The 11,110-nt window shown below is 64.7% G+C and carries 6 protein-coding genes; 2 read left to right on the top strand and 4 right to left on the bottom strand.

The features are described 5' to 3' along the window. Positions 1-206: 206 nt before the first annotated feature. The 4 genes from KA184_04790 to KA184_04775 all read right to left on the bottom strand — a co-directional run bounded on the left by KA184_04790 (position 207) and on the right by KA184_04775 (position 6,986). Positions 207-3,092 (bottom strand): hypothetical protein, encoded by a 2,886-nt coding sequence (locus KA184_04790; protein MBP8128877.1) that lies wholly within the window; start codon positions 3,090-3,092, stop codon positions 207-209. A 503-nt stretch (positions 3,093-3,595) separates the two neighbouring features. Continuing rightward, on the bottom strand, positions 3,596-5,062 hold the full coding sequence (gene moaCB / locus KA184_04785; GenBank protein ID MBP8128876.1) for a bifunctional molybdenum cofactor biosynthesis protein MoaC/MoaB: 1,467 nt from the start codon (positions 5,060-5,062) through the stop codon (positions 3,596-3,598). Between the two features lie 43 nt (positions 5,063-5,105). After that, positions 5,106-5,762, bottom strand: coding sequence for a molybdenum cofactor guanylyltransferase (locus KA184_04780; GenBank protein MBP8128875.1), 657 nt, complete (start codon positions 5,760-5,762; stop codon positions 5,106-5,108). A gap of 39 nt (positions 5,763-5,801) precedes the next feature. Continuing rightward, a complete protein-coding gene (locus KA184_04775) occupies positions 5,802-6,986 on the bottom strand; it encodes a molybdopterin molybdotransferase MoeA (protein MBP8128874.1) in 1,185 nt (394 codons plus the stop codon). A 472-nt stretch (positions 6,987-7,458) separates the two neighbouring features. Between KA184_04775 and KA184_04770 the strand changes: the two genes are divergently transcribed. Together KA184_04770 and KA184_04765 are read left to right on the top strand one after the other, a co-directional pair. After that, complete coding sequence (locus tag KA184_04770) at positions 7,459-10,023, top strand: beta-galactosidase trimerization domain-containing protein (protein ID MBP8128873.1); 2,565 nt, start codon at positions 7,459-7,461, stop codon at positions 10,021-10,023. Positions 10,024-10,140: 117 nt separating this feature from the next. Then, complete coding sequence (locus KA184_04765; protein MBP8128872.1) at positions 10,141-11,049, top strand: thermonuclease family protein; 909 nt, start codon at positions 10,141-10,143, stop codon at positions 11,047-11,049. The last annotated feature ends 61 nt before the right edge of the window (positions 11,050-11,110 follow it).

Here is an 11,110-nt window from a genome sequence, read left to right as displayed (position 1 = left end):
ACCGCGTTCCAGCCCGGCTCAAGCGGAATCGTCTGGGTCGTCCATTGACCCGATGCGGCGAGGCTCCACAACACCAACGCCACGGTCATCGTTGGAACTGCTTTGCGTATTCCATCATCGCGCATGGTCTTTTCTCCCAAAGCACGCGCCTTGTTGGTTCTCATGGGGCGCCCGCCTCCGGACGCCACCGCTGGCGTCTCCATCATTTAGTCTTCCACGCTCCTGTGTGCACGCGCGGCCCGCACACGGCCGCGCCGCGCCGTCCGCATGCCGCCCAGCAGCGCCGCGCCCGCCGTCAACGCGAGCACAAGCGCATTCCCCGCCGCAACTCCGGGCGCGGTTACCACCGCCGCGGGCGCATGCGGCGCCGCTGCGGTCAGGCCCACCTGCGCGACCCCGGGATGCCGGACGAGGAGCCCGAGGTACGCGACGCCGTCCACTTCCAGCTGCAGGAAGCTGTCCGGGACTAGCCAGCCTTCGACATTCTGGGCGGGATACCATCCGGCGGCCTCGCTCGTGTCGTGGTAGAAGTAATAGAGCGTCACCGCGCCGGGCGCAACACCGGCCGGCAACGGCAGCCAGACCCGTTGCGGCGTCTCGGCCGGGCCGGCTGTGTCGATGCGATAAACAGGCGAAACCGCATCGGGCACGTCGTAGTAGGCGCCGCCCACAAGTTCGCTCAGCACCGCATCGGCGTTCGACTCGGCCGTGAGGTCGAGCGCGCTCGCGTCGAAGTCCGCGTAATCCGGCTGCCAGACCGGATAGGCCTCCGCTTTCAGCAGGCCCGTGTCATGGTCCGAAGCTACACGCCATTCATACGTCACGTGTTCGAGTTTTTCGCCCGCCGGCGTGGAGCCGCTCACCGTGAACGAGATGATGTCGTAGGGCAGCCACGGTGTCGCAGGCTGGTGGACGACCCAGATGTCCCGCATGTCGCCGGAAGACACCTCGACGATGTCCACATCGTACGAAACGAAGCCCGACGCCGTAACGACCGTGCCCCATACGCTCAGCGGTTCGATGCCCGCGGCATGACGCAGACGGATGCCCAGGATCGAATCCGGGCGCGCCTCGCGGCGTTCGACGTCGAACGGCGACATTTCCGGCGGAATGACTTTTTCCGCGATACGGCCGTCCTCGAGCGTCCGGTCCTCGCCAACAAACCCCTGGTCCGGTGCGCTGAACCCGCTCGTTCCGCAGTTGTTCGACGCCCTCACCCAGTAGTAATAGGGGAAGAACTTCGTTTCGGTGACGAGTTCGGCGGGACAGCCCGAGGCGACGCGCGTTACCTTTTGCGGTACCCGAGCCGTTTCGTCCTCGAACACGGTATCACTGGTCGTGCCCAGCAAAATGGCGCGCGCGGGATTGTTCGACTCGCACCGGTACACCCAGTACGTGTCCGTGGCGCCCGAGACATCCCACGTTACAACGACCTTGTTCACGAAGGCGCCATCCGTTGCCTGTACGCCGGCAGGCACGGGCGGCGCGCACACGACCTCGCATTCATTCGTTTCAACCGTTGGGCCGTCGACCTCGCCGTCATTGGGCGTGACACGGCAATAGAAGACGTCGCCGGTCGTCGTCAACGACGCGAAAACCCGGCTGCTCAGCGCGGTATCGAGCACGAGACTGAAGGGACTGAAGACAAGGTCATCCTCCTGCTTGATGAACCATTCATAGCGGTACACCACGGGGTCCCCGTCAGCGTCGATCGACGGGCTGATGACCTGCGCCACCACGTTGTCCAGCGTGGAGACATGGGTTGGCAGTTCCACCTCGAAGAGGCTCGGCCCCGTATTGACGATGATGACGGTGCGCGTCACTACGGCCGGCGAGAATCGCGCGCCGTCAAAAGCGCGCACGGAACACCGCCATGCCTCGCCTTTATTCGTTTCAGAATCATCCAAGACATCGCTGAGCGCAGGCGTGGGGCCATGAACGACCGTCCGAACCACGGTGCCCGCGGCGCCGCCAATCCGGCTTGTCCATGTATATTCATACTGGGCCGTACGGCCGGGCGCCACGACGGCGGGCGTCGTTACGTTGCAGACCAGGTCTCGTGTCGTCGGCACCGCCTCCGGCGAACCCGCCCCATAGTCCAATTGGATACCCGGCGCCGTGGGCGGCTCACCCTCACCCTCTCCCTCGCCTTCACCTTCACCTTCACCTTCGCCCTCTCCCTCGCCTTCGCCTTCGCCTTCTCCTTCGCCTTCGCCCTCGCCCTCTCCTTCGCCTTCGCCCTCACCTTCACCTTCACCTTCACCCTCACCCTCTCCCTCTCCTTCGCCTTCGCCCTCTCCTTCGCCCTCGCCACCGGTAAACGCGAACGGCAACAGATTCGATGATATGGGGTCGGCATCCCGGATAGCGGATACATAGACGTTGAAGTTGCCCGGCGCGGAACGAACCGGGGTCGTCGCGCGAATCTGGTTCGCCTGCACCTCCAGCACTTGGCCCGGCGTATCGTTTTCGAGGTCCAGCACATCCAACTCGGCCGTGAAGTACACCCCCAGCGACCCGGTGTTGTAGGAAACATCGAAGTCTCCCGCCAACAGCACCTCGGAAGCCAACGAGAAATGGGCCGACACTGGCGTGACCGAGTCCAGGGCAAAGGTCCCCTCCGCTTCCTGGAACCCGCCTGGTTCGGGCGTAATCGTCACGGTGCCGTCGTTAATCTCCGTCAGGGGCCCGAAAGCCAGTTCACCGCCGGTCGCGCCTTCTTGCACGGTGAAAACCAGGCGGACCATCTCGCCACTGCCCGATAACGGAAACGCCCCCGCATTCACCACCACCACGGAACCCGGCCCGGGGTTGCTGAACGGAGCACCCCATCCCGCGACAATGGCGCCATTCTCAGCGCGCGAAAACACCAGTTGCGCCGCCGGAAACGTCACCTGCACGCGATAGCTGATAATACCTGACGCGTCGCTGACCAGAACCGGCACCGTCAATTCCTCGCCGGCACTGCCGAATTCGAGATTATCCGGGATGGAAAGCGTTCGTTGCCCCCAAGCCCCCGCGGCCACGCAGAGCAGGGCCAGCGTCATCCCGGCATACCGCAGACCGCATGAGCGCATCTGTCCACCAAACATGTGCCGTCTCCTTCCTTCGCGCGGCCTCGCCGCGCGCCTATCGTCCGACAACCCGCAATCACGCGGGGCACAGTCACCCAGCCAGAACGGGAAGCAACGCCTCCCCCGCGCCCGCGGTCTTCACACCGCCAGCCAGGGGACACGCGTCAGAGGCGAAAAGTGCATGGGTCAGCAAGGAGTCTCCGGGAAATGCATTGCGAAAGATGGCAAATAATGCCGGGCATCGTCACCACCCTGCGTTTCATGAACACAGACCCCTCCCTTCGTTTCAGGTCGACACGCAGTCTCTTGAGAAACACCCCGCTGCACAAGACACCCGCATCTACTTACCCGTTCTCTGCCTCGTCTCCCCGCGTTCACGCCCACCCAAAAGCGCGCGCGGGTCAACATTCACCTTTGAGTTGAGTATACTAAACTCTCCGCCCGGTTTTTGCAAGTCTTTTTCTTGCGCCGGTCGAGACCCATCATCGTATTGGACGTCAAGGAGTCACAGCGACCGCCTGTCAGGACCCGGTGCGATTCTTGCCGGAACTGCGGGGCGCGCGCCGCTTTTGCTTCGGCGTGCGCGGGACATCGCGCGGCCCGGCGAGAAGTGTCACCGGGTCGTCGGGCCGGATGACCGCGCCTTCGAGGACGCGTGCGAAGATGCCCTCCTTGGGCATGATGCAGTCGCCCGCCTGCTCATAGATGGCACACCGGTTATGGCACACCTTGCCGATCTGCGTGACTTCGAGAAGGGCGCCCCCAATGCGGACACGGTCGCCGACGTGTGCTTCATCCAGCGGCACGCCCCGCGTCGTGATGTTCTCCGCGAACGCGCCGGGCCCGACATCAAGCCCCTTGGCACGCATCGTGGCAATGCTTTCGAGTGCAAGCAGGCTGATCTGGCGGTGCCAGCGCCCGGCATGCGCATCGTCTTCGATGCCCCATTCCGCGATAAGCGTCGCGCTTTCCACGTTTGATTTCGGCTTGCCCTTCGCATCGCTGATCGAAATGGCATGGATAACCCCCGTCACCGCTCCCTGTTCCCCGACCCCTGCTTCCTGTTTCCTGTCCCCCTCCTCATGCCCGTGCCCCGCCAGCATCTTGAATGCATGCTGCAACCCGGGAAACAGGGCGTCGAGCGATTCGAGCACGCCGCGGTAGGACCCGGGCAGGTTGACGATGAGCGTCCTGCCGCGGACACCAGCCCTGCCGCGCGAAAGCATCGAAAACGGCGTGCGCGCCTGGCCGAACGCACGCACCACTTCCGCAATACCAGGGGCCTCCCGTTCAATCACGAGTTCCATCGCTTCCGGGGTGCGGTCGCGCGGGGTGAACCCCGTCCCACCGGTCGTGACCACGAGGTCGAGACCCTGCTCATCGGCATAATGGACCAGTTGCGCCGCAATCTGGTCCGGTTCGTCAGGCACGACACGATATTCGGACAGTTCCATGCCCTCTTGCTGCAGGCGCGCCGCGATGGCCTTGCCCGACTTGTCTTCCTTCCGCCCGGCAGCCACGGAATCGGACATGACCAGCACGGCAGCCCGCGGCGGCCGCGGAAAGACGTCGCGGAAACTGCCCTTTCCGCCTTTCTTGCTCTCCAGGCGCACCTGCACGATTTCCATCGTGTCATCGAGCATTTTCATCATGTCGTAGAGCGTCAGCGCGGCTACGGACGCACCCGTCAGCGCCTCCATCTCGACCCCGGTCCTGTAAATTGCTTTCACCGTCACCGCTATATCGACCCGGTCCGCGCCGGTCTCGAATTCGACCCCGACAAAGTCCACCGGCACCGGGTGACAGTAGGGAATGATGCGGCTCGTCTCTTTTGCGGCCTGGATGGCTGCAACGCGCGCCACCTCAAACGGATTGCCCTTGGGAATCTTCCGCTCGTGAATCAGGCGGACCGTATCCGGCGACAGCGTGACCGTCGCGCGAGCGACGGCGCTGCGCAGCGTGTGGTACTTGTGTGACACATCGAGCATGTTTCTTCTCCTGGGCCCGAGCTGTCGTCTCCCGGGCGCTTGTCTAGCGACCGGGCCGCTCCAGCCATGCATCCAGGGCCGCGAGTTCCCGCGGCGTGTTCACATTCCGGAAACTCAGCCCATCCGGGTCTATGCGGCGCAGTTCCCTTGCGGGCACGATGGCGCATACGCCAACGCCCGCTGCGGCGCCCGCCTTCCCGTCCAGCAGCCACCGGGGCGACCGCTCGCCCGCGGCCAGCCGCCCGGCCAGAAACGCCGTAAAACCCGTATTATAAAGAGCCGTCAACGGTTGCGGATACCCCCCCCATTCCGGCATCGCAGCGATCGTGTCGGGACGCGCCCGCTTGTACAGCAGCCGCACCAGACCGGACGCGAGACACGGCGTGTCGCAGGCGGTGACAAAAGCGTAGGGTGCCTGGCAGGCGCGCAAACCCGCGACAATCCCGCGCAACGGCCCCTCCGGCGCGTCCGTGTCGTCGTGAACCACGGCGTCCACGGGCCAGCCTTCGGCGGACTGTTCCGGGCGAACCACGGCGATGACCTTCGGGCACACCTCGCGCAACCGGCCCGCCACATGCGCGAGCAGCGTCCGGCCGCGCCAGAGCGCCTCGGCCTTCTCCGTTCCAAAGCGCGTCGAACGCCCGCCCGCCAGGACCAGGCCCCAGCAGTCTAAGAGCGGCTCTTCGTCATGACTTGCCATAGGCACGTTCCGCCGTGTCCTCAATCGCCGCCCGCCCCTTCATTCCAGAATGGGAAAGAACGCAACGGTATCTCCGGCCGCCAAGCCGGCGCAGTCCGCCTCGACGCGCACGTACGCATTCGCGGCAGCGGGCGCGTAGAGGTCCGCGGAACCCTTGCCCGGCAGCGGCGTTACCTGCCACTCGCCCTGTTCCCTGGCGCTCCGGCAGAGTTGAAACACGGTGAGTTTCGGGAGCCCCTTGACAGGGGCCATCAGCCGTCCCGGAACCGGTTGCTGCTCGGGCGTGCGTCCCGTCATCTTGCGAATGGCGGCCCCGGCATAACGATGGAAACCCAGATGACACGCCAACGGATTCCCCGGCAGTCCGAAGTACAGGCGCGGACCCTTTCTGCCGAACCACGTCGGCTTGCCGGGCCGCTGCGCCACTTTGTGAAAGACGGGCTCGACGCCAAAACGCTCCAGAACGCCCGGAACAAGGTCGTACTTGCCCACAGAGACGCCGCCCGTGAGCAGCACAATATCCGCGTGGGCGCTTGCGTCCAGTGTGTCGAGCAGGTCTTGCTCCGTATCCAGCGCATGCAGCACGGTCACTTCCGTCATGCCCATCATGCGAAAGAAGGCCTCCAGCATCGGACCGTTTGAATTCCGGATTTGATGCGGTCCCGGCGCGACGCCGGGCATCACCACCTCGGACCCAGTCGTGATGACGGCGCATCGCGGCCGCGGGACGGCCAGTACCGACTCGTACCCAAACGCCGCCATATTCGCTATCACAAGCGGCGTGACGGGTGTGCCGCGCGGCGCAACAACGCGGTCCTTGGCGCATTCGCTTCCTGCGGGGGCAATGTGCTTGCCCGGCTCGATTACCGCGGGCAGAGTGACCCGCCCCGCTTCGCGCGTGACCTCCTCTTTGGGCACGACGGCCTCCGCGCCCGCCGGGCACGGCGCGCCCGTCATAATCTCGACGGCGCTCCCTGCCTCGATGCGCATCGTCGGGGATTGCCCCGCGGCCACCTCACCCGCGACGGCGACCACGCGGCCCGCATCCGAGACCCGCACGGCGAAACCGTCCATCATCGCGCGCGGAAATGCGGGATAGTCCCCGTCCGCCCGAAGGTCCTGCGCGAGCACGAGCCCGAGCGATTGCGCGCGCGGCACAGCCGCCGGCGCCAGCGGCGCCGCCGCATCAAGTATGGCGCGCAACGCGGTGTCTGGATGCAACATATCTTTCCTCCTCACTGAAACCGGGCTCTCACGGTATGTCTCCGTGAGCCCGGCCGCCGCGCGCAGCGCGTTTGCGCAACTATTGGACTACCCCGTATAATCGCACCCGTTTCATCGAGAGTCCAGCCGCGGCGCGGGGGAATATGCCGTCGCGTACCACGGCCAAGGACGGGGAGGTTCATGTATGGACTGCAATAATTGCAGCTTTGGGTCCGTTATCGCCGAAGTGCTCGTGGCCATGGTCGTCACGTTCCTCCAAGCGCTTTTCACGGTCATTTTCGACCTGATCCTCGACGTAGACCCCGCGTAAACGCAGTACAAGACCGTTAGTCTGGTGCACGCGGCGCGGTTACGGCGGCGCTTACAGGCCAGCAAGCCATTCTTCCGCAATCCGTTTGTCAACGAGGAAGAATTTCCGGCCGGGATGCCACAAGTCGAATTCACCGTTCGTCGCGGAGGAAGCATCATGGTCATGCGGCTGATATCCGCCGTCCTGTGCGTCTCGGGGGCGGCGGGCATGGAGCATGCGCCCGCCGTGGAGGGCTTTCAAGTGCCCGCCACCGCCGCGCCCCCGTTCACCTACTGCATCTGGTATCTGCCGGACCCGCAGGCCGGCTCGTTCCTCGAGGATGTCGCGGCGAGCCCGCCGGATCTCTTCCATATCGGCTATCACATCCCGTTCAAGGGCCATCTCGGCCCCACGTACGGCCACGAACTGTGGACCAACGACATCCTGCCGCCGGAAGAGGTGCCGCGCGAAGCCGAGCGGGTGCAGGGTCTCGTCGTCAAGATGCATGAAGCGGGCGTAACAACCTTCATTCCTTACGTTTACACCATGGCCTTTTTCGGGCGGCCCGACGAGCGCACCGGGTTCTTCAACTTCTACGACCACTGGGATGCCTACCGGTCTTTCGGCCTGGGGCCCAAACCCGCCGCGGACCCGGCACTCTGGTCGCAGGTGCGCGGGCCAAACCAACTGGGCGGCGGCCCGCCGGGCATCCTGCACTACGAGCCCTGCGTGAACCATCCCGGCTGGTCAGACTACCTCGACCTGGTGGTGCGCCAGCTCGCATCAGCCGGTTATGACGGCATGTTCTTCGACGTGAACACGCTCTACTGCTATTGCCCGCACTGCGAGGAAAAATTCGATATCTACCTGCTGCGGAAGTATGGCCGCGACGCCCTCCGCACCTGCTTCGGGACGGACGACCACCGCGCACTCAATCTCTCGACGGTCTACCGCGATTTCGAGACGTGCATCCTCGAAGGTTTCCCGCGTTTCCTCGAAAGCCGCTGGGATTCCGAGAACTTGGCGGACACGCTCGACCGCAAGACGCCCGATGGTCTCGCGCTGGACGAGGACTGGCGGCTGCTGCGTTGCTACATGCAGCATTCAGCCGCCGAATACCCCCCGAGCGCCGGTTTTGATGCGTATCTTCGCCGCTGCTTCGGCGGAGTCGCCGCATCGGCCATTCCCGAGGGCGCGCGCGAGGCTTTTTCCCAGACCGTGCTGCGGCGGCAGTTTCGGGCGTACCTTGAGTCCCCGGAACTGGCCGCTACGCTCATGGAACGATTCGGTTCCGCGGACATCCCCCGCCGCTGCTGCGGCGCGCCCCGCGAGATGCTGCTCTGGGTCGAGACACAACGGTTCTGGTGCGACAGTATCGCGGCCCTCTTCGCGCGGTTGAAAGGCGTGGGCGGCGCCGTGCTGCGCGACCAGGGACGCGACACCGGTTTCTACACCGTGGCGAACCTCGGGGCGATGGCCACGCTTGACGCGTTCAACAAGCGCCGCGTGGACGGAATCAACCTGGTTCAGTGGGCGCCGGACGCGGACCTCATGATGTTCGAGGAAATGCAGCAACCCGGCGTGCTCGAAAACGGCGTGATCTTGTCCAACGCCCTCGCGTTCCGCTGGGCCATGGGCGCGGGCACACGCGGCGGCACGCTGCTCTACAAGGTGGCCGACGACACGGCCGCGGACCTGGCAAATGCCGAGGCGGCGGCGGGCGGCGGCGGCGCGTTCCTGCAATCGGGCCTGGACGCGCCGGAATCGCGCAAACGCTGGAAGCGCTTCTTCGCCGAGCATGCCGGCCTCTGGCGCGGGGGCGTGTCCTGCGCGCGCATGGCCCTGCTGTTCTACAGCGACCAAGTCTTCTACGAGCATCCGGAGCACCTGGCGCTCGTGCACCGGCTCAGCCGCGTCTTCGGCGAGGCGCAAATCCCTTATGACATCGTCACGGAGCGGGATTCTCGCGACCTCCGGGACTACGAGACCGTGTTCGCGCCCGCGCTGCGCTACCTGAGCGGAGACCAGATTGCGCGGCTGCTCGCCTTCGCGGAATCCGGCGGCCGGCTCGTGGCCGTCGGGCCCCTGGGAACGGAGGACGTCCATGCGCGGCCCCGCGACCCTGCGCCACTTGACGCGCTCGGCGTCGCCAGCGGTTTCCAGGCCGCGCCCCACGGCAGCGGCGCGATCCTGCGCCTCGCGGACGCCGACGTGCCGGCGCGCGCCTCGGATTTCTGGTGTCTCATGGAAGAGCGTTCTCTCGATATTGAGAAGACGCGCGATTGCCTCGTCGAAGCGAGGGCAAAAGACCTGGAAACAGGCGCAGACCTGGGCGCGGGCTTCGTGGCCCGGCTCGAACAAGCCCTTGGCCTCCGGTTGCGCTGGTGCCCCGCGGAAACGTCCCCGTGCGTGTATCTTCACGCCTACCGCGTGCCGCAACAGGACGGAAAACCGCCTCGCATCGTCGTTCATGCCCTGAACTACAACGTGCCGGTTCTTTCCGACACGCCCGCCGATGGGAACAGCAACGGAGGCTGGAATATCCGCACCCACGCCGGAGAACCCTTACGCGCGGAACAGGTCGCCATCACCGTGCCTTTGCCCGACGGATACCAGGTTTCGAGCGTGGAGACGCGCAGCCCCGTCGACACGGCGGAACCCGTCTCTTTTCTGCCCACGAGCAGGAGCGTCACGGTGACTATCCCCGCGCTGCGCCTCTACCAGGCGATTATCATCAATCCCGTCTGACACACGAGCCGTCCATACCACCTATGCCCGTTCTTGATTTTCACTTGTTTCCAGGCCAGCCCGGCGGTAGTATGGTGAAACGTGAGAATTGCGTCTGCGAAAAACGGAGACAAGGCCATGCGAATCGTCTCTTCAATTCTGTCCATACTGATGCTGGCGTTACCGGCGGGAATTGCCCCCGGCGAAACCGAGGAATTCACCGGCAAGGTGGTGGCGGTTTCCGCGGGCGACCTGGTGTCCATCGAGCACGACGGGCGCACGGAGGAGGTGCGCCTGTATGCCGTGGACTGCCCGGAGTCCGGTCAGTTGTTCGCCGACGACGCCAAGTCTCTATGCACCGATCTGGCCCTGGCGAAGGATGTCAAGGTTCAAGTGGTAACGCAGGACAATCAGGGCAAATCCGTGGCATGGGTTCTGTTGCCGGACGGCAAGAACTTGAATCTGGCGCTGGTCGAGGCGGGCCTCGCCTGGTGGGACCAGGAACACGCCAAGGACAGCAGCGACTTGAAACGGGTGAACGCGGAGGCTATCGAGGCGAAGAAGGGGCTCTGGAGCGAGGAAACGCCGTTGGCCCCGTGGGACTTCCGCGCGAGCAGGGGCATCGAACCCATCACTTACAAGACCGATGTGGAGAAGCCATTGCCCGCGCCGCCAGAAGAAGAGGTGAAGTCCGTTTCCGCCAAGGGCAACGGCGAATACACGGGTGTGTTCAACATCGCCGCGCCGCAGATTCAGGAAATGGAGCAGTTGGACCCCACCGCGCTTCTGCTGCAACATCCGCCCCAGCCCGTGAAAGACGCGTCGGGCAAAATCACCGGCTGGACCGCGCCGAACATCAGCCAGATTCCGTTCGCAACCCAGCTTGGATTTCAAGATGGCGATGTCATCACTTCGGTGAACGGCATCCCCGTGGGCGACATGGCGACGATGATGCAGATGGCCCCGCAGTTCCAGGGCGTGAAACAATTCCGCGTGGATGTCCAGCGCGGCGGACAGACCGTGCCGATCACGATCAATTTGCCGTAGTCGCGGCTGCTGCACGGCCAAACGCCTATTGCGTGCCGCCGAATGCCCGCGCGGCGGGGTT

Source organism: Candidatus Hydrogenedentota bacterium, from assembly GCA_018005585.1.
In the GTDB taxonomy this organism is placed as follows: Bacteria; Hydrogenedentota; Hydrogenedentia; order Hydrogenedentales; family JAGMZX01; genus JAGMZX01.
This window is presented reverse-complemented; position numbering and strand designations above follow the sequence as displayed.

What these genes read in the sequence shown, in the direction of transcription:
- moaCB (MBP8128876.1), bottom strand. Translation starts at nt 5,062, where the DNA reads ATGCTCGATGTGTCACACAAGTACCACACGCTGCGCAGCGCCGTCGCT.
- KA184_04770 (MBP8128873.1), top strand. Translation starts at nt 7,459, where the DNA reads ATGCGGCTGATATCCGCCGTCCTGTGCGTCTCGGGGGCGGCGGGCATG.
- KA184_04780 (MBP8128875.1), bottom strand. Translation starts at nt 5,762, where the DNA reads ATGGCAAGTCATGACGAAGAGCCGCTCTTAGACTGCTGGGGCCTGGTC.
- KA184_04765 (MBP8128872.1), top strand. Translation starts at nt 10,141, where the DNA reads ATGCGAATCGTCTCTTCAATTCTGTCCATACTGATGCTGGCGTTACCG.
- KA184_04775 (MBP8128874.1), bottom strand. Translation starts at nt 6,986, where the DNA reads ATGTTGCATCCAGACACCGCGTTGCGCGCCATACTTGATGCGGCGGCG.
- KA184_04790 (MBP8128877.1), bottom strand. Translation starts at nt 3,092, where the DNA reads ATGTTTGGTGGACAGATGCGCTCATGCGGTCTGCGGTATGCCGGGATG.